This window comes from Mucilaginibacter endophyticus, from assembly GCF_003351025.1.
Lineage (GTDB): Bacteria > Bacteroidota > Bacteroidia > Sphingobacteriales > Sphingobacteriaceae > Mucilaginibacter > Mucilaginibacter endophyticus.
On the sequence record NZ_QPCG01000002.1, the window covers coordinates 761,015 to 780,525 of the forward strand.

At 42.1% G+C, this 19,511-nt stretch carries 18 protein-coding genes; 8 read left to right on the forward strand and 10 right to left on the reverse strand.

Annotated features, from left to right (window positions below; translation table 11 throughout):
* Positions 1-184: 184 nt before the first annotated feature.
* The gene (gene pdxR, locus DUL71_RS10605; RefSeq protein WP_114938050.1) at positions 185-1,678 is read right to left on the reverse strand and encodes a MocR-like pyridoxine biosynthesis transcription factor PdxR; all 1,494 of its coding nucleotides are present in this window, start codon (positions 1,676-1,678) and stop codon (positions 185-187) included.
* A gap of 83 nt (positions 1,679-1,761) precedes the next feature.
* On the opposite strand from pdxR, the gene DUL71_RS10610 reads away from it, so the two are divergent.
* The 4 genes from DUL71_RS10610 to DUL71_RS10625 all read left to right on the forward strand — a co-directional run bounded on the left by DUL71_RS10610 (position 1,762) and on the right by DUL71_RS10625 (position 5,845).
* Entirely contained in the window at positions 1,762-2,331 is a 570-nt protein-coding gene (locus DUL71_RS10610; RefSeq protein ID WP_161964413.1) for a TQO small subunit DoxD, read from the forward strand.
* Positions 2,332-2,362: 31 nt separating this feature from the next.
* Positions 2,363-3,166 (forward strand): MBL fold metallo-hydrolase, encoded by an 804-nt coding sequence (locus DUL71_RS10615; RefSeq protein WP_114938052.1) that lies wholly within the window; start codon positions 2,363-2,365, stop codon positions 3,164-3,166.
* 194 nt (positions 3,167-3,360) lie between these two features.
* Positions 3,361-4,977, forward strand: coding sequence for a carboxylesterase/lipase family protein (locus DUL71_RS10620; protein ID WP_114938053.1), 1,617 nt, complete (start codon positions 3,361-3,363; stop codon positions 4,975-4,977).
* A 4-nt stretch (positions 4,978-4,981) separates the two neighbouring features.
* Entirely contained in the window at positions 4,982-5,845 is an 864-nt protein-coding gene (locus DUL71_RS10625; protein ID WP_114938054.1) for an alpha/beta hydrolase, read from the forward strand.
* Positions 5,846-5,905: 60 nt separating this feature from the next.
* On the opposite strand, the gene DUL71_RS10630 is transcribed toward DUL71_RS10625, so the two are convergent.
* The 6 genes from DUL71_RS10630 to DUL71_RS10655 form a co-directional block, all read right to left on the reverse strand.
* Complete coding sequence (locus DUL71_RS10630; protein ID WP_114938055.1) at positions 5,906-6,673, reverse strand: hypothetical protein; 768 nt, start codon at positions 6,671-6,673, stop codon at positions 5,906-5,908.
* 386 nt (positions 6,674-7,059) lie between these two features.
* Positions 7,060-8,436 (reverse strand): OmpA family protein, encoded by a 1,377-nt coding sequence (locus DUL71_RS10635; RefSeq protein ID WP_114938056.1) that lies wholly within the window; start codon positions 8,434-8,436, stop codon positions 7,060-7,062.
* Between the two features lie 310 nt (positions 8,437-8,746).
* Positions 8,747-9,586, reverse strand: coding sequence for a maleylpyruvate isomerase N-terminal domain-containing protein (locus tag DUL71_RS10640; protein WP_114938057.1), 840 nt, complete (start codon positions 9,584-9,586; stop codon positions 8,747-8,749).
* 27 nt (positions 9,587-9,613) lie between these two features.
* The gene (locus DUL71_RS10645) at positions 9,614-10,042 is read right to left on the reverse strand and encodes an OsmC family protein (protein ID WP_114938058.1); all 429 of its coding nucleotides are present in this window, start codon (positions 10,040-10,042) and stop codon (positions 9,614-9,616) included.
* 90 nt (positions 10,043-10,132) lie between these two features.
* Positions 10,133-10,549, reverse strand: a complete 417-nt coding sequence (locus DUL71_RS10650; RefSeq protein WP_114938059.1) for a DUF3052 family protein — start codon at positions 10,547-10,549, stop codon at positions 10,133-10,135.
* Complete coding sequence (locus DUL71_RS10655; RefSeq protein ID WP_114938060.1) at positions 10,549-10,983, reverse strand: DinB family protein; 435 nt, start codon at positions 10,981-10,983, stop codon at positions 10,549-10,551. The genes DUL71_RS10650 and DUL71_RS10655 overlap by 1 nt, the downstream gene beginning before the upstream one ends.
* 84 nt (positions 10,984-11,067) lie before the next feature.
* Between DUL71_RS10655 and DUL71_RS10660 the strand changes: the two genes are divergently transcribed.
* The 3 genes from DUL71_RS10660 to DUL71_RS10670 all read left to right on the forward strand — a co-directional run bounded on the left by DUL71_RS10660 (position 11,068) and on the right by DUL71_RS10670 (position 13,336).
* Complete coding sequence (locus tag DUL71_RS10660) at positions 11,068-12,315, forward strand: nucleoside recognition domain-containing protein (RefSeq protein ID WP_114938061.1); 1,248 nt, start codon at positions 11,068-11,070, stop codon at positions 12,313-12,315.
* Positions 12,316-12,387: 72 nt separating this feature from the next.
* Positions 12,388-12,807 carry a hypothetical protein gene (locus DUL71_RS10665; protein ID WP_114938062.1) on the forward strand — a complete coding sequence of 140 codons (420 nt, stop codon included), beginning with the start codon at positions 12,388-12,390 and terminating at the stop codon, positions 12,805-12,807.
* A 115-nt stretch (positions 12,808-12,922) separates the two neighbouring features.
* Complete coding sequence (locus DUL71_RS10670; RefSeq protein ID WP_114938063.1) at positions 12,923-13,336, forward strand: OsmC family protein; 414 nt, start codon at positions 12,923-12,925, stop codon at positions 13,334-13,336.
* A gap of 219 nt (positions 13,337-13,555) precedes the next feature.
* On the opposite strand, the gene DUL71_RS10675 is transcribed toward DUL71_RS10670, so the two are convergent.
* Positions 13,556-14,173, reverse strand: coding sequence for a TetR/AcrR family transcriptional regulator (locus DUL71_RS10675; RefSeq protein ID WP_114938064.1), 618 nt, complete (start codon positions 14,171-14,173; stop codon positions 13,556-13,558).
* 177 nt (positions 14,174-14,350) lie between these two features.
* Between DUL71_RS10675 and DUL71_RS10680 the strand changes: the two genes are divergently transcribed.
* Entirely contained in the window at positions 14,351-15,478 is a 1,128-nt protein-coding gene (locus DUL71_RS10680) for a mechanosensitive ion channel family protein (RefSeq protein WP_114938065.1), read from the forward strand.
* Here DUL71_RS10680 and DUL71_RS10685 read toward each other — a convergent pair.
* Positions 15,475-15,960 carry a DUF4126 family protein gene (locus DUL71_RS10685; RefSeq protein WP_114938066.1) on the reverse strand — a complete coding sequence of 162 codons (486 nt, stop codon included), beginning with the start codon at positions 15,958-15,960 and terminating at the stop codon, positions 15,475-15,477. The genes DUL71_RS10680 and DUL71_RS10685 overlap by 4 nt on opposite strands.
* Before the next feature lie 117 nt (positions 15,961-16,077).
* Complete coding sequence (locus DUL71_RS10690; RefSeq protein WP_114938067.1) at positions 16,078-19,500, reverse strand: efflux RND transporter permease subunit; 3,423 nt, start codon at positions 19,498-19,500, stop codon at positions 16,078-16,080.
* Positions 19,501-19,511 lie beyond the last annotated feature (11 nt).

Consider the following 19,511-nt stretch of genomic DNA (forward strand, 5'->3'; position numbering starts at 1 on the left):
TATTTTTAGATAACACCCGTCTTAGCAATTTGAAAAAAATTAAGCGACAATTTGTCACGAGCATGACAAATACCAATTTTGGCAGAAAATCGACTCCTTAAAAAACTGACACACAACTGCCAAAGCATGACACGGGCATTGGTTAAACCGATATTATCCTGTATTTATACCCTATGCCAAACTTTTAAGCTAAATGCAGACACTTCATGATAGCCTTTTTCCAGATACTTACCGCCTCCTGCATTTCTTTTTCGTTTAAGGAGGCAAAACCTATCCGCACAAAGCTATGCTTAACAGACTTGTCATAATAATAATCGAGCCCTGCCCCTATGGATAAGCCCAATTCGTTAGCTTTTTTTGACACAACCGTTGTGTCCAGGTCATGAAGATACTTTACCCATATGGCAAAGCCGCCGCTTGGTATTTTGAATGAAATATATTCGCCCAATTGCTCCTGTAGGAGCCGACAAAGGATATCACGCCGTTCGTGATACAGCTTATTAGCTTTTTTAAGGTGCCTGCCGATATCGCCATTCTTTAACAGACTTGCCATAGCCTCTTCAAGTAGGTGCTCACCCTGCCGGTCAATCAGCCTGCGTAAGCGCGTAGCCTGAACCATGAAGTTTTGAGGCGCAATCATAAAACCAATACGGATTCCCGGAGCAATAGTTTTACAAAATGAACCAACGTATATTACGTTGCCATAATAATCGGCACTGGCCAATGGCAATATCGGACCGCTGCTATAGTGAAAATCAAAGTCGTAATCATCTTCAATAATGGCAAACTGGTATTTAGCGGCCAGCTCCAGCAAGTGCATCCGTCTTTCGGAGCTGAGTGTAACCGTAGTAGGCTGGTGGTGATGTGGCACAACATATAACATCCGCACTTTTTTTGTTTTGCAGATAGCCTCAACAGCATTAATATCTATGCCATGCTCATCTACCGGCACAAACGCCAGCTGAGCACCGGCCTGCTCAAACACTTCATTGGCACCACTGTATCCTGGGTCGCCAACAATTACGACATCGTTTTTATTGATCAGCACCTGGGCACACAGGTAAAGCGCCATTTGAACGCCCTTGGTTATTAAAATATCTCCGGGAGTTGCGTGCAGACCACGGGTTTCGCCTAAAAAGCGGGCCAACTCATTTCTTAAATTTTCCGAGCCCTGTTCCGGCCCGTACATCAGATATTTATGGGTAAAATGATAGCCGGCCATTCGCCTGTACTCGCGTACCATTAAGTCAACAGGGGCAATACGGGTGTCGGGAAAGCCCTCGGTAAAGGTTAGGTTACCATCGGGGATACCCAAAAACATGCGTTGGGGGCCGATCCTGTTATCATCCACCTTGAATGATGTCTTATTGGCCAGGCTGTGCTTCAGCACTGCCTTTTCTATTGGCCTGGGCGCAACATCGGGCAGATTTTTAGCCACGTAGATCCCTTTGCGGGGTATCACATCTACCCAGCTTTGGGCATAAAGCTCGTCATAAGCGGCCACTACCGTTTTACGATGGACATTTAAAGATACCGACAAGGCCCGGCTGGCCGGAAGCGCGGAGCCTGGCTTCAAAGTCCCCTGCCTGATGTAACGGATAATACCATTACTAATTTGCAGGTAAACAGGCACCTGGCTGCTTTTATCCACGCTTAATAAACTTTCAACAAGCATCATATTGGACTATCTTTAATCTACATTCTGGACTACAAGTATAGTCCAAAAGCATGGTAATTTTGATCATCAAAAAAATAAAATCCATGCATATCAATCAAAAACTTTCATCCATATACCTCAGGGTAGCTATAGGCATAAGCTACCTGTGGGAAGTAGCCGACAGGTTTGGTTTATTCGGCCCCAATGGGCATCCTCACGTTGGCTGGGGCGACTGGAAACATTTTATAGCTTATGCCAAACAAGTAATGAGTTTCCTGCCCGAAGGGGTTGTAAACCCGCTGGCAACTATCGCCACTATCGGCGAGGGCGGATTTGGACTATTGCTGATACTTGGCCTGTTTACCCGCATGGCAGCTATTGGCAGCGGTATACTGAGTTTATGTTTTGCTGTCGCGATGGCAATCTCCTTCGGTATCGACTCGCCTTTGGGCTATTCGGTTTTTACACTGAGCGCAGCAAGTTTTCTGTTGGCATCGTTAACCCAATATTCGTGGACTTTGGATAAATGGTTAGCCACACGGCTCGTTAATAAGAAGTTATCAGCCTACCAATCCCAGCAAAATGGATTGAAAGCTGATGATCAGTCCCTTCACCACACTGTCATCGATTTAAAACAGATCAGGGCTTTAGCTCAGATAGATTATCGCATATAAAACACTTCTTAATATAAAGCTTTATATAATCATGAACAAAACCATCATCTGCAGCACTTGTGGTACGCAATTTTTGGCCGAACCAACGACGCCCTCAATTTGCCCGATCTGTACCGATGACCGTCAGTATGTTCCGGAAAGCGGTCAGCGATGGACACTTTCTGCTGAATTAGAACATCGTACAATTAAAATCACACAGCTAAATGAGCACCTGTACGCACTCAAAATACAACCAGATTTTGCCATAGCTCAAAGGGCATTACTATTGATCTCGCCCGGAGGTAATATTTTATGGGACTGCATTCCGTATCTGGATAAAGCTACGATAGATTTTATCCGGGCTAAAGGTGGGTTAAAAGCCATTGCGTTTTCGCACCCGCATTATTATAGTAATATGAATGATTGGGCTGCCGAATTTGAATGTCCAATCTATATCCACCAAAACGATGCCGAATGGGTACCTTTTGATAGTCCATACATCTACTTATGGAATGGTAATACTACCCAACTTTGGGACGGCATAAGTATAATTCACATCGGCGGACATTTTGCAGGTAGTTGCGTGTTACATATAAAAGGATTAACACCTCAAGGTATGATACTTTGCGGCGATACCTTTAATATAGCCCGCAGCAAGCGGCACATGGCCATCATGTACAGCTATCCTAACATTATACTGCTCTCCAAAACAGAATTTGCCAAAGCATATGAAAAAGCATCTCAAATTAATTTTGATACGGTTTACGGCGCATTCGAAAACCAGGATATTGAGGGTAACGCGATGGAAATATTTGAGGCTTCGATGCTGCGGTATAAAGATAGTTACGGCTTATAAAAACCCAGAAACACAATATTTAAACAGAAATTTCCGAAAGTAAAAAGTATGATATAAATTGTATTTGGCAAAACCATTGTGTTATATTTACACAATAACATCAGAATTAATTGCTGATTGTTATATTTCTTCTTTCAGGATCCCTCGAGCGTGCAGGGACCTATTGCTTTAAACCAATTTAACCAAATACAATTATGAAAAAAAACAGTACCCTCATGCTGCTTTTATTTATTTGCTTTTTACCCGTAATGGTATTTTGCCAAAACAGCAATGAACCCGTTGTTGCAGGTAATGATGTGGCTGTAACATCAACCGAAAGCGGTAAGGTAAAAGGCTACATTCACAATGGCATTTATACCTTTAAAGGTATCCCCTACGCCAAAGCCGACCGTTTTATGGCTCCCGAAAAACCTACACCCTGGACAGATGTACGCAGTTCAAAAACTTACGGCCCGGTTTGCCCTACTGATCCTACAACAACCGTTAATGATGAATTTGAATTTGCTTTTCAGCATGATCTGGGTTACTCAAACGAGCATTGCCAGTCGCTAAATGTATGGACACAGAAATTAAACGACGGCAAAAAACGCCCGGTAATGGTTTGGCTGCACGGCGGTGGTTTTACCGCAGGCTCATCAATCGAGCTTCCGTCATACGATGGTGAAAACCTTGCCAAAACGGGGGATGTGGTATTGGTATCTGTAAATCACCGTTTAAATATCCTGGGTTTTCTTGACCTATCTGCCTATGGCGATAAATATAAAGGTTCATCAAATGTTGGCCTGCTTGATCTGAAAATGGCTTTGGAATGGGTTAAACAAAACATAGCCCAGTTTGGCGGCGATCCGGATAACGTCACCATCTTTGGTCAATCAGGTGGTGGCGGTAAGGTTACTTCCCTGATGAATGCTCCATCTGCAAAGGGTTTGTTTAAAAATGCCATTGTTGAAAGCGGTAGCTACATCACCAACTTCAATGAAAAGCAGGTTACACAAAAAGTTGCCGCGGCTTTACTGGAAGAACTTCATCTGCAACCATCACAAGTTGATTCACTTCAGAAATTACCATATGATATATTAAACGAAGCCGGTAAAAAAGCTATGCGCAAGGTATCTGTCGATTTAAGAAAAGAAGGCAAGAACATGAATGGCTGGGGCCCGGCTTTAGATGGCGATTTCCTGCCTTATCAACCATCTGACCAGGCGGCTAAAGATCTTTCGAAGAATGTCCCGCTATTGGTAGGCACCACCAAAAACGAATTCGCGCCATTTGTACCCGGCCCCAAAAGCCAAACAATGGATGAATTAAAGGCCAGTCTGCAAAAAAAATATGGCGATAAAACAGATGCTTTCATGGCTGCCGCACAAAAGGCCTATCCTACCATTTCAAAACCGTCAGAATACACCGATATTGAATTTAACTTCCGCTCCTTAGCTATCAAACAAGCCAATGAAAAGGCCGTAAGCGGTGCCGCGCCGGTTTATATGTACCTGTTTACCTGGCAGTCACCTGTAAACGGCGGCATGTACAAGGCTATGCACTGTATGGACATCGCTTTCCAGTTTAATAACATAGCACGTTGCCAGGAAATGACAGGCGGCGGTAAAGAAGCCTATGCCCTTGCCGATAAAATAAGCAGCGCCTGGATAAACTTTGCTAAAACCGGCAACCCCAACACATCATCATTACCTAAATGGCCTGCTTATACAGCCGATAATGGCGCAACCATGATACTGGATAACCAATGCGTTGTTAAAAACCATCCCGATGATGAGTTATTGCAAATTGTAGCGGCCGCACCTAAACCATAAGCACATGAAAAGGCTAACTTTAATTATAACCCTGTTACTTTACAGTATATGGGCTTTTGCTGCAAAAGTTGATACAGTGCAAATTCCCAGCGCTGCTATGAACAAAACTTATAAGGCGGCTATTGCTTTTCCAAAGGCTTATGCAAAAAACAAAGTCAATTTCCCGGTGCTGTACCTGCTGCACGGCGGATATGGGCACTTTGATGATTGGCTGCTTAAAACACCTGATAAATCGCTTGTAAAAGACCTCGCCGATGAATACAATATCATTATTGTAATGCCGGAAGGTGAAACCTTTAGTTATTATGTTGACAGCCCGGTTGATCCTAACAGCAAGTTTGAAACCTATATTATAAGCGAAGTAATTCCATTTATAGATAGTAAGTACCGTACCATTGCCGATAAAAAGGGTAGATTGATCACCGGTTTATCTATGGGTGGTTTTGGCTCTCTTTATCTCTCAACAAGGCACCCAGAACTGTTTGCCGCAGCCGGAAGTATGAGCGGAGCCCTGGACCCAAACATGACCACCTGGAAATTACCCCCCGACAGGTTTGAGATGCTTACTAAAATGCTTGATAAGATCTGGGGGCCAATGACACCGGACTCTTACCTGCCCTATTCGGTAGTGAATATGGCCGATCAAATGAGACGAAACGGATTACCGCTGGTTATTAATATTGGAGTTGATGACTTTTTGATTGAACCTAACCGGGAATTACATAGGAGATTAGTTTATAATAATACCCCTCATGATTATTCAGAACAACCGGGAGGCCATACCTGGGAGTTTTGGCAAAACGCGCTGCCTGCTCATCTGCTATTTTTCAGCAAGGTTTTAAAAGCAAACGGCACTTACATTTTATAAGGACTAAAAGTATAAAGGGAAGGTATTGTTAGTCTTCCCTTTTTACTTTTTCACGAGACATTAACAAGGAAAGATCAATGCCGGAAGATGGGCGTGTGCTTCGTTTTCCATATTTTCCCAATCCCAGAGGCCGTTTAGCTGCGAGCTACGGTTACTCAAAACAAAAAAGTCTACCTGCATTACGTTGGCCAAAACGTCAACGGTCTTGATGATGTCCCGCTCTTTAATATTTACGAGGTTAAGTCCCGAATTACAAAACAATTGCCTGAACACAGTCTCGGCATAACTATCGTTCATGTGCGGCAACCCCGATTCGGTAATATTAAAAAGCGAAGCCTTTACATCCAAAGCCTCGCTCATTTTACTTAAAAAACTTACAATATCTTTTTTAGCGTAACGCAAATCGGCGAGGTACCCTATATTGGTGATATTAAAAGAGGCATCTTCTGGAACAGCCAGCAGCGGGCAGCAAGCGTGATTTAAAATAGGCAGAACCTGGTCATTGATCTCTTTAGTAGTTCCACAAACACCTTTAATGATTAAACCGATATCATATTTAGTTGTAATAGCATGGAGCGACATTCCTAAAGTATCCAGATAGCTAAGGAAAACCATATTCTCGGCGTTTTTATTTTGGTCTTTAAAGCCAAAGTCTTCGTTATCAAACATGTCCTGAACTGAGATATCCGATAACTGAACGCTCAACGGCTCGGGTACCGTGTTCATGACAATTACTTTAGTTTTTAGTTTTGCGCCTAAGTTACCGGCGTAGGTGAGCGCGTAATTACTTTCCTTTTTAAGATTGTGAATCACTAAGATTGCTTTCATAGCTAAATAGATATATGAGATGTATAACAGTGAACAAGCGATAAAAGAAGCTGTTTCTTAATTTGTAATTAAAAAAGTCATAAAAAAGTCAGTTTAATATTGACATTAATTACCGGCAGGCTATAAACCTTAACCTTTAACTAAAAGGCCCACATTCTTTACCACTTGTTGCAATAAACGCGCATATTGATCATTCTTTTAAATAACTTATTTTAAATTACACTGATATTAAATAAGGGCACGGTACGATGTCGCAGGTAGATAAAAACAAGTAGGATTACGTGTTTATTATACTTAAAAGCTAACGACTGATTCGGGTCAGTCTATACATAAAAAGGCCGCTCATATGAGCGGCCTTTGTTTTTAAGGTATATTAACAATATCTATTAATATAAGGTAAATTCAACCCTGCGGTTAGCCTGACGACCGGCAGCGGTTTTGTTTGTAGCAATTGGCTGGGTTTGTCCGTAACCGGTTGCTTCGATACGTGATGGATTTGCACCTTTGCTTGCGAGGTATGATTTAACAGACTCGGCGCGGTCTTTTGATAAACGCATGTTTAAATCTGCAGAACCTGTGTTATCGGTATGACCGGCAAGTTTCAGGCTGAAGTTTTTATCAACCAGTAACTGCGCTACCCTGTCCAAACTTGGGTATGAATGTGCACGTATAGTTGCTTTACCCAAATCAAACTCAAGGTTTTTGATAGCGTCTTTAACTACTTTCTTATCTTCTTCGGTTACATAAACTACCGGTTTAGCTAAAGGACAACCAGAACCATCAACTTTTTGACCTGCTGGTGTGTTAGGGCATTTATCGTTAACATCCACAACACCATCACCGTCGCTATCTGTAGTTAACTTAGCTAAGTTAGCGTTGGTTGTAGCAAGGTCGCTTGCAAGCTGAGCATTTTTAGCTTTCTCGGCATCAATTTGCTGTTGCAGTTCCGCACGGGTGCGTTGATTTTCCCATTGATACTCGGTCCGCATAGATGATACCGGGTTATGAACGGCCATTTGCGGCTTTTTCTTGCTACCCAATGCAAACTCTAAACCAACGTGAGCGTATGAAAACCTGTCATCGCCGCCGCCAAAGTTATAGCCGTCAAAGTTGTCTGACTGTACAAAGTTAACCTGGTAACCTAAGTCGAGATTGATACCAGGAGCAAGATTGAATTTCAAGCCCGCGCCAATTGGAATGAATACTTCGTTAATGTGACCGTTGTCGGTTTTCTTGAAGTTTTCCTGCTGACCACCGGCCGGTGTTATCCTCGGCGTGTAGTTCATATACCCAGCACCAGCAGTTAAGTAGGGCTGAATGAACGGCCGGTCATGGCGCCAGTTGATGTTTGCCAATGTGAAGTTAGCGCTCAATGCTGCCGACCAATTTAGTTTTGTAGAGTACGAATCATAAGCAGAAGTACCGGCTGTGGTTACGTGGCTGTTTGATGATGACACCTGGCCACGAAGGAAATCGGCTTGTAAGCCAAATGATGGTAAAATTTGTTTCTTAATGTAAGCACCGTATCCAAACTGTTCGCTTGGATTGGTAAAATCCTGTCGGTTATTACGGCCAAATATGGTGTAAGGAGTTAACAGTCCTCCATGTACACCAATTGACCAGGTGCGTAATTGATCACCGCCTGAAAACGGTTTCACATAATCTCTTGCGGCTGCTGAAGTATCTGGTGATTGAGCGAATAATTTACTGCCAACCATTATCCCGGTAAGGAGCAGTGAGGCTTTTTTTAAATTTGTTTTCATATTTCTAATTTTAATTCTCCGTTTAACATTTAAGAAAAACGTACATTGGATAATCCAACATTGATGCCATCAGCATTTGGCAACCGGAAAACCAGGCCTTAAATCAGTCTAAAACAAATCGAAAAAATAAAGTAAAAATTTAATATAAACCGTTGATTAACTAAGCGAAACAACGATACTTTTATGATACAATTCAGATTAGTTGAAACACGTAATTTGTATCAATTATTTAACTTTTTGTACCAAATGGTTAATGAGTTAAAAACAATACAGTTTTGTACAGATAAGGAGTAAATAAACAAAATAGTTGTTAAGCCATTACGGCAACCATATTGAACAGATTTTCGCCCAGGTTAATATTTCCGCTGACATGGGATGCATCAAACGCGGTCTGTGGATCGATACCTTTGGTAAATACTTTCCAGGCAATATCGGGCGACAGTGTAATCTTAGTATCCGGCGCAGAACCGGTGTTTTGGGTAAGCATCCAGCCATCGGCAGTTTTGAGCAGAAACCAATTACCTCCGGCTTCACCACTTATGATAATTTGGATTACCGCACCGGCATTGGCAATAACAGTACGATAAGCATGCGGAAGCCCGCGCATAAATGTATCAATACAGGGGTAGAATAATTCGGCTGTAATAATACCCTGCTTACCAACAGCTTCGCGAATTTGTTGCTGATGATGAAACTTTTCGGTGTATTCGCGGGCAATGTGAAACCAATTAACGGACTCCTCCTCTCCCGCCCAGGCTACCGAAAATGGCGCAGGTGCAAACAGATCAGCTTTTGACATTATTCCGCTGTATTGCTTACCTGTTGTTTCCAAAAGCTCAATAAGCAAAGTCGGACTCATACGCCTCATGGCTTTCACCCAAGTGGCATTTAATCCATTCAAAAAATCAACTAAATCGTTGTAATTATTGATGGGGACAGAAGGGGGATCGCCCGCAAATTGTTGGACCATGGAAATAAGGCGCACATTGCCATCAAGCAAATGGGCGGCAATATCCTTCACCGTCCAAAGCTTTGCCAATGTTGGCTTATTCCACTCTTCGGCCGATAGGGACTTGAGTAACTCTATCAGCTTTTGATCCAAAAGGGGGAACAGGTGCACTGTTTTAATAGGGACTTCCTGTTCCGCCATCTGGTATTTTATTTGTAATAAACTTTATTATTGGGCAGGGTGAACAATCACCTTCCATTTAATTGCGGCGCCTGCTTTTGAGAGCGTTGCTGCAACAGAGCAATATTTGTTGATAGAGAGTTCGGCAGCGCGTACGGCTTTATCTTCATCAACATCACCATAGATATGAAATTCAATATCCACATCTTCCCATAGTGAAGGCTCTTTACCGGCCTCACGCTCGCCATTAACCACCATTTTATAGTCGGTTATTTCCTGGCGTTGTTTTTTCAGGATACTGATCACGTCAATTGCCGAACAGCCGGCAAGACCCATTAAAAGCATCTGCATTGGGCGGATACCAAAATCCTGACCGCCACTTTCCGGACTGCTGTCCATTTTTACGGTGTGTCCATTGGCGTCAACAGCTTCGAAGCCAAAATCGCCATGTACACGTTTTAATTCAATCTGAGCCATATTATCTGGTATTATTGCGCTAAGTTATATAATTAAGTGCTTATGCTAAAACACACTACTGTTGTTTAATCGGTTTTGGTAAAAAATGACCTATGTTATAGGTTTTCTGCTTTTAACAGGTATAACCAGCTTTAAACCTGACCAAACATCGTCAACCGCGCAAACCTTAATATCAACCAGGCCAATTTGCAGGGCAAAGTTCCTGATCAGATCTTCAGTAATATCCGTAACTACTTTTGACGCTTTTTTGGGCCAGGAAATCCAGATCATGCCATCCTGCTTTATTTGTTTCATGAATTCCGGGAGTTTAGCTTGATATTCATCAGCGTTTTTACTAAAGAAATGGATCACATCATTTTCAAGCGAAACATCGGCAGTAAAATAAACACCAGGAGGCATATCGGTAAACAAATCAATGTAATGCTCAGGCGCGTTGACCAGCAACAACCTTGCTCCTGATTTTATGCCAAGTTTTTTCGCCAAAGGTGTACCTGAATAGCCAGCCATTACAATATATCTTTCAGGTGATGTAACATATGGTCAACATAATCGGCGGCAAGCCATTCAACCGTTTGCAGATTTGGCTCCTGTTTGCTGTTATCACAACGGGCGTTTAACCTGCCGGGAGGGTAATTATTCAAAACCCGTATAATTTGCAAGTTTAACAATGCCCAAAGTTCAATCAGTTCGTTGATATCAGCGTCCTGGTAATGAGCAGCCGCAACCCACTCCACCTGCTCATAGGTGAGCCTGAAGTTCTCTTCATAAGAGCAGCGAACAAAACGTTGCAGGTTGATCTGGGCGCTGTCAATCAAATGACCTATCACTTCTTTTTTTGACCATTTGGTAGGCAATGCTTTACAAGTCCAATCGATATCCTGTCCCTTTAACAATCGTACATCGTCAATAATTTGGCTGAGTTTATTAATCGCCTGGTTCATTTATCGGTTTTATGAGTAGTATAAAAGTATGAGCATTTCATATTAAACAGCAAAAGCACTAACTTCAGAGCCTTAAACATTACTATGGCGCTTAACTATATCTGGATAGCTTTTTTTGTAATTGCATTTGTAGTTTCACTCATAAAATTAGTTTTTTTTGGCGATACAGAGGCTTTCAAATTATTGGTTGAAGGATTGTTCAATTCATCTAAGTCGTCGGTAATGGATATCGCCTTGCCATTAATCGGTTCTATGGCGTTCTGGCTCGGTATTCTCAATATTGGCGAAAAAGCCGGGGCCATCAATTTTTTATCGCGAATAGTAAGGCCATTTTTCAGTCGTTTGTTTCCGGATGTGCCTAAAGATCACCCTGCCACCGGTCAGATGATGATGAACTTTTCGGCCAATTTAATGGGGTTGGATAACGCGGCCACCCCACTTGGCTTAAAAGCTATGGGCAGCCTGCAGGAACTAAATCCCGATAAGGAAACCGCGTCAAATGCCCAGATCATGTTCCTGGTGCTGCATACTTCCGGCTTACAATTATTACCGGTCACGATCATCGCGCAAAGGGCTATCTTAAACTCTAAAGATCCTGCCGAGGTGTTTTTACCTTGTATTATTGCTACTTATGTGGCTACCGTTATGGGCCTGATAGCAGTAGCCATTAAACAAAAAATCAATCTTTTTGACAGGGTAATTATTGGCTGGCTTGGCGGCGTTACAGCTTTTATCACACTGGTTGTATGGTACTTTACTACTCAGCTAACTAAAGAACAAATCAGTACGGTATCGTCCGTTATCAGCAATGTGATGCTGTTTACCATACCCGTGATATTCATTGTTGGCGGACTTATAAAAAAGGTAAATGTATTTGAAGTGTTTGTTGAGGGCGCTAAAGGCGGCTTTGAAACATCGGTAAAGATAATCCCCTACCTGGTAGCCATGCTGGTTGGCATCAGTGTGTTCAGAAGTTGCGGCGCTTTGGATTACATGAATGAAGGATTACGTTGGGTTTGCGTTCAATTTAATTTAGATACCCGTTTTGTTGACGCTATGCCGGTTGCTTATTTGAAGCCGCTCAGTGGGTCAGGTTCAAAAGGCATGATGATAACGGTAATGCAAAACTTCGGCGTCGATAAATTTGCCGGGCGACTGGCAGGGATCTTCAACGGCTCGGCGGATACCACCTTTTATATTGTGGCGCTATACTTTGGTTCGGTAGGCATTAAAAAATCACGCTACGCTATTCCGGCGGGGCTTATTGCCGATCTGGCCGGGGTTATCGCGGCTATCTTTATCGCTTACTTATTCTTTGGCCATCAGCCATAAGGGCTGTTTAACAAAGGGTTGCTTTTATTCATCAATTAAATTACTACTTTTATCGCACCCTTTTTTAAACTAATGACTCAAACTTACCTTAAGGAAAAGCACCTTAAAAAGAAGCGTGCTATGAAAGGCGTATACGCCATTGTGATTGCCGGCGTGATATTTATATTTATTATGGCCAAATTTGCCACATCGGGTGGCATTTCAGAAGTGCTTTCGTTCAGTAAAGCCCCCACTGCCGAAGACGCTTATAAGATTGCGACAGAATTTGTTACGCCAACCATACGTACCGGAAACATTTCGTTCCCCGATAATAAATACCAGTTTGGTAAAAAGGCCGATTCTATTTTTATTATTAAATCGTACGTACTTTCGAAAGGCAGCAAAGGCGAAATGAACCGGACTAATTTTGAGGTATTACTGAAATATAATGGTGGCCCTAAATACCTTAAAAAAAGTTGGGCGCTGGTTGATATTAACGAAAGTTCTGAATAAATAAAGTCAGAAGCATGAAGTCGAAAGTCAAACGTTAGACTCCTTGCCTTCTTTAAACTTGGCACTTATGACTTTAGACTAAAGACTAATCGTAACTTACTATAACAATAGCCTTATGGAAGAAACCGGAATTGAGTTGATAGAAAGCGCCACCGCATTTATAGGGCATACCCAGTATCAAACAATAGTTAATAGTGGCGGGCACGGTCTCATAACCGACGAACCATTGAAAGCCAATGGCAGCAACACCGGCATGAACCCCTTTAGTTTATTGCTGGCCAGCCTTGCAAGCTGCACGGTTATTACCCTGCGCATGTATATCGACCGCAAAATGTGGCCTATAGAAGAAATCAAAGCCGATATTGAGATGTATAAAACTTTAAGCGGCACACGTATTGAAACCAAGCTAAGTTTTAAAGGCGAAGTTAACGACGAGCAGCGGGACAGGCTACTTAAAATAGCAAACGCTTGTCCGGTTCATAAAATACTGATTGGCAATATTGACATTAACACAAATATCAGCGCATAAAAAAGTCCGCGCGGCAAAAAGCTACGCGGACTAAATCACTCTAAAACAATCACCTCTTAAAAAAGAAGTATTTGTAAATAATTAAACAAAAAGGTAATTACCAGCCTGTTAAATTACTTGCAAGTACAAATGTACCCATAAATAACAGGCCCGGCATTAAACAGGCAATTCATTTGACGGCTAACTGACAGTACAGGCTTTTTATACCTTCGGATGACTTTAAGCCATTAGTCCCTTGATAAAAATATCAAGCAAAAGCAGTTTTTTGGTGTGGATTTCTTCGAGATGTTCCTTACGCGGGAAGTTGGTTTTCTTTTGAGATATGGCCCCAACCCTGATACCATGTAGAGCATCCATCAATACGTCAACAATCTCTTCAGGGTTGTTTACCGGCTTTATCGCACCTTTATCAACCTCGATTTTAATGGCATTACTTAACAGGTTCAATTCCGCGCTATGCACTTCACCAACTATTTGCCAGATGGTTTCGGGGAGGTTTTGCTCATTAAGCCTGAAAAAATCAAAAAAGTTGTAATTATTAACAATAAACTCGTGATGGGTATTTACCTGGAATGTGAATGCCTCTTTTAAGTTAGTGAAGCTATCTAACCTGCTCTCAAGCGTTTTTAAATAGTCGGCAGCAAGCTTGCGCATTACGGCTATGTAAAGCTGGCTTTTATCCGGAAAATAATAATAAAGCAAAGCTTTTGACATGGATAAGTCACCGGCTATTTCGTTCATGGTTGTTTTTGAATAACCATAATGTAAAAAACGCTGGTGCGAGGCCTCTAAAATTTTCTCCCTTTTAATATCCTGCTGGTCATTAGCTGCTGCCATGTGAAAAATTTTGCTTAAAAACAGGTAAACAAATAAGTCAATACAATCGATTTCCTGACTTTTTTAACAAAACTATCAAAAATTCATCAAATAAGTGTGGCAACCCCCTTCTGCAGGGCATTTGCTAAAACAATTTTACATTCCAACTATTTTATAGGGGACACCAATTTTTTGATTATGGATATTGGAAACAGATTACCACCCGATTTGCTTGAATTTTCGCAACGGATCCCTGCCTTTGCCTGGAACCTGATCATCATCGCTTCGGCAATACTTATTGGCCTTGTCACTAAATTTATCATTACAAAATTATTCAGGATCTATGCTCAGCGCAAAGACACTGATTATTCCATACTACGATCAATAATTGTAAACCTTGGCCCGGCGGTTGCTTACTTCATACCATTGTTCCTTTTCAACCTCCTATCACCACTAATGCGGATGAACAAGCTCTATTATCAACCGCTTGATAAAACCATAGAGATCTTGCTTACTATATCGTTCGCTGGCATTATTGTACGCTCGGTGCGCATTCTGGAGGATTATATTTATCACACTTACGACCTTAATAAGGTTGATAACCTGAAAGAGCGTAAGGTGCGAACGCAAATTCAGTTCATCCGCAAGATCATCGTGGTAACCATCATCTTTTTAACTATCGCTATTATCCTGCTTAGCTTTGAAAGTATGCGAAAGATAGGCACAGGCTTACTCACCGGTGTTGGTATAGGCGGTATTATTGTAGGCTTCGCGGCGCAAAGTTCATTGGGTAACCTATTGGCGGGTTTTCAGATTGCATTTACGCAACCTATCCGCATCGATGATGTTTTGGTTGTTGAAGGCGAGTGGGGCCGTGTAGAAGAGATCACCCTCACTTATGTAGTGCTAAAAATCTGGGACGAACGGCGCCTGATACTGCCCATCAATTATTTTATCCAAAAGCCTTTTCAAAACTGGACACGCACTTCGGCGGATATATTGGGTACTGTTTTTTTATATATGGACCACACAGTTCCGGTTGATGCCATCCGTGAGGAATTTGAACGTCTGATTGTAAAATCAACCCTTTGGGATAAACGGGTTAAAGTAGTACAGGTAACCGACGTGCGGGAGCATACCATCGAAATCAGGGTACTAATGAGTGCAAGCACCTCTTCAAACGCTTTTGACCTGCGTTGCTATATCCGCGAAAACCTGATCACCTTTATCCAAAAGAATTTCCCGGGCAGCTTGCCGCGTTCACGTAATGAGCTCAGCAATTTGGGCGAGCTTGAAAAATATATTCAGCCTGTAGCGGGAGCTTAAACCAACTTACTTAAGCTGATCCCTGCCCCAATTACCAAAGCGTCTTCGGCAGCACCTATCAACGGATCGGCGATATGATTGGCCTTGACTATGTTTTTGCGTAAATAATAGCTGGCATAAGATGCTGCTATTGCCGCTGCCCCTCCTATCAATGCCCCGGTTAACGTTTTGCCACCAACCGCTTTATATATACTTGCACCGGCTAAAGCACCTGACAAGCCTCTGCCGGCTACGCCTGCCGGCTCTATTCGGTTTGGCGTTGATGGTAATTTATCGGCGATAAGCTCAGTGACAGATAATACCTTCAAAACTGCGGCAACCGTTGTTGATTGCATGAACCTTAACGATGATTTCTCCAGCCTTTTTGATGGATGATTACTAAGTATATGCGTGGTTATAACCGGGGCCGATAAGGTACGCATGCCGGCTAATGTACCGATGCCAATCACCGGCCAAATTGGGTTTGATACTTTAAGTTTCATTTCGCTTCAAATACTTGATTTAAGAACCCAAAACGTCGTATTATGTTCTGTTTCATAGATACAAAAAAACGGCCATGCTAACTTAGCATGACCGTTTCTATATTTATTAGCTTTATTTTAAACTGCTTCTGGTTCTAACACCGCTGCGTGTTTAGGTTCAACTGATTTTTTGCCGAACAACCTTGCTTTAAGATTATAGCGGATCAGGTATAAACAAGGTACAAGTATCAGTGTAATAACCGTAGCAAACCCTAAACCAAAAATCATTGTCCATGCTAACGGGCCCCAGAAAGCAACGTTATCGCCACCAAAGTGGATGTGCGGTTCAAAATGGGTAAACAAGCCAACAAAGTCGATATTGAAACCAACAGCCAGCGGTATCAAACCTAAAATGGCGGCAGTGGCGGTAAGTAATACCGGTGTCATACGTGTATGACCGGCTTCAACTACTGCATCATGGATACTCACGCCCTGCTCAAGCAGCATATCGGTAAATTCAACCAATAAGATACCATTACGAACAACCACACCCGCTAAAGCGATGATACCAACACCGGTCATTACGATAGACATAGTCATGCCGAATACACTAACACCCAGCAATACACCTATGATACTAAAGAAGATCTCACTAATGATGATAAGCGTTTTACCGATTGAGTTGAACTGGATCATCAAAATAACCAGGATCAATCCGAATGATACAGCAAGTGCCGATAGCAGGAAGGTCATGGCCTCCATCTGGTCTTCCTGTCCACCGCCCTGACGAATAGTCACATTATCCGGCCTCTTAAAGTTATTTATCGCTTTAAGGATATTGGCATTAACCTCGTTAGGATTATTTGGCTTAATTACATTTGAGCCAAGCGTTAACACCCTACGCTGTTGTTTACGTTTAATATTACTGTAAGTGGTGGTATAGCGCACATCAGTGAAAGCCGATATTGGCACCTGGCGTATCGCGCCACTCATGGCCATATCACGGTATGTAATTTTCAGGTTTTTGATCTCATCAATATTACTACGCTGACTTGGCAATGTTCTTACCATGATTTTATAGTCGTCCTCGCGGGTATTGCGGAAATCGGCTGCCTTCCAACCATAAATTGCGGTAAACAGGTTTTGATTGATTTGCTGAGAAGATACTCCCTCACGGTTAGCACGCTCACGATCTATATCAAACACAATTTCTGGCTTATCACTTTGCACGTCGGCAATCAGGTTTTCGATACCGGCAATATTTTGCTTAGCCAAATAACTTTTAAGCCTGTTACCGGTAGCAACCAGCGTATCCAGGTTATCACCCACTATCTCAATACTGATATCTTTTTGTACCGGAGGACCGCTGCTCTCCTGTGCAACAGCTATTTTTGCACCGGGAATCCCTTGTACAGCCGCACGGATGTTGGCTAATACCTTTTTAGTATCCTTACCATTACGCTTACCAAATTCAACAAACGCTACGGTAACCTTACCTTTATTTTCATAATCGCCCTGATCTTCATCAGTAGGATCGGTAACCCCTTTAGTTACGTTTGAAATAACTGACGACACGATATCCTTATCAGGCTCAACTACTTGTGCAACGCGCTTTTCAATCTGTTTGGTTACTTCATTGGTGTAAGCCTGATCGGTACCGATAGGTAAAGTAATGTACACATAAGCAAAGTTAGGGTCGCCCGATGGAAAAAACTCGGGCGTTTTACCCCGTACGGCCATCAGGAAAATCGCAAAAATAAATAAGCCGATAGTTCCGACCAGAACGGTTACCGGCCTGCGTACAGCACGTTCAAGCCATTTCGCATACCAGTTTTGAAATTTAGGCCAGGCATTTTTCTGGAACCTATCAATAACACGCAGCAGGAAGAAATGGTTAATCAGGTATAATACCATGATCAGCACCATCAGGTTTCCAATACCAACGTTCATCAGATAGCCAATAACTGCTGCAATTGCCAAAAATATCATGGCCCTTTTTGTAGGCCTGTCAAACTTGGGATGATCATGCTCTCCATCATGATGTGGCCTCATAAAATCAACCGCGAATACCGGGTTAATGATATAAGCAACCACCAACGATGCCAGCAAAGTGATGATCAACGTAATTGGCAGGAAGAACATGAAATGTCCGATCAAACTGTTCCAGAAAGCCAGAGGTACAAACGGAGCCAAAGTAGTCATGGTACCTGAAAATACAGGAAGGAACACCTCACCTGCGGCCATTTTAGCCGCCTCTTTAATTGGCACCTTACCATTGGCAAAAATACGGTGTGTATTCTCAATCACCACAATGGCGTCGTCCACCACAATACCCAGCGCCAGCAAGAACGAGAATAGCACGATCATGTTGAGCGTAAATCCAATTGCAGGCATTACCAGGAAGGCAATAAAACATGACAACGGTACAGATAATGCCACGAAAATGGCATTGGTTGTGCCCATAAAAAACATCAGGATAACGGTAACCAAAAGGAAACCGATAACGATGGTGTTAATTAAGTCGTTAAGCGTTGTACGTGTTTTATCTGATTGATCGCCGGTAACAACAATATCGAGGCCTTTAGGGAAAACTGTTTTCTGCTTTAGCTTGATCAACTCGTTGATCTTATCAGAAGCTTCAATCAGGTTTTCTCCGGCCCTTTTACTCACGTTAAGGGTAATTACATTTTTGAAGTTAGGATTATCATTGCTTTTTAACCTTGCATAACTTTCCTGTTCTAAAAATGAATCTTTAACCTCGGCAATATCCCGCAAATAAACAGCCTGCCCTTTAGGGTTACGGATCACCATGGCAGCCACTTCATCGGCATTTTTAAAATCCTGCTTAATATCAATGGTTCTGCGAACGCCGTCGGTTTTAGCAGTACCTGTTGATGACAATATATTTTCGTAACCAATGGCTGTACTAATGTCCGGCAGGCTTAGTTGCGCGGCAGCCATCTTGTTCATATCAACATTAACCTGTATTTCAGGAGTTAAAGCACCTACCTCATCAACTTTTGAAATCTCCTTATAGCTTTCAATTTCATCTTTTAATATATCGGCATACTCTTTCAATTTTTTCAGATCATAATTACCTGAAATGTTGATATATAAAATAGGCAGATCGGCAACGTTAATATCCGAAACAACAGGATCGGTATAATTATTATCATTTTGCGGGAGATCCTTCTTGGCTTGGTCAATCTTATCCTTTACGTCTATTTTTGCATCCTTGATATCAATATTAGCCTGAAATTCGGCTGTAATAATAGAAACGTTTTGAACCGAGTTTGAGGTTACTTTCTTTAATCCCTTTAAGGATTTCAGCTGCTTTTCTATCTGGCGTGTTACCAGGTTCTCAATATTTTGCGGAGACTGACCGGCAAAGGTTGTTGTAATAAATACTTTCGATTGCGCTATATCCGGAAAGTTTTCCTTAGGCAAGCGGTTATAACTTACAAGGCCAAGCACCGTGATCAGGAACATGAGCACATAAATGGCCGTTTTGTTATCAATGGCCCAACTTGATGGGCCGAATTCTTTCTTTACATCTTTCATAATGAACAGAT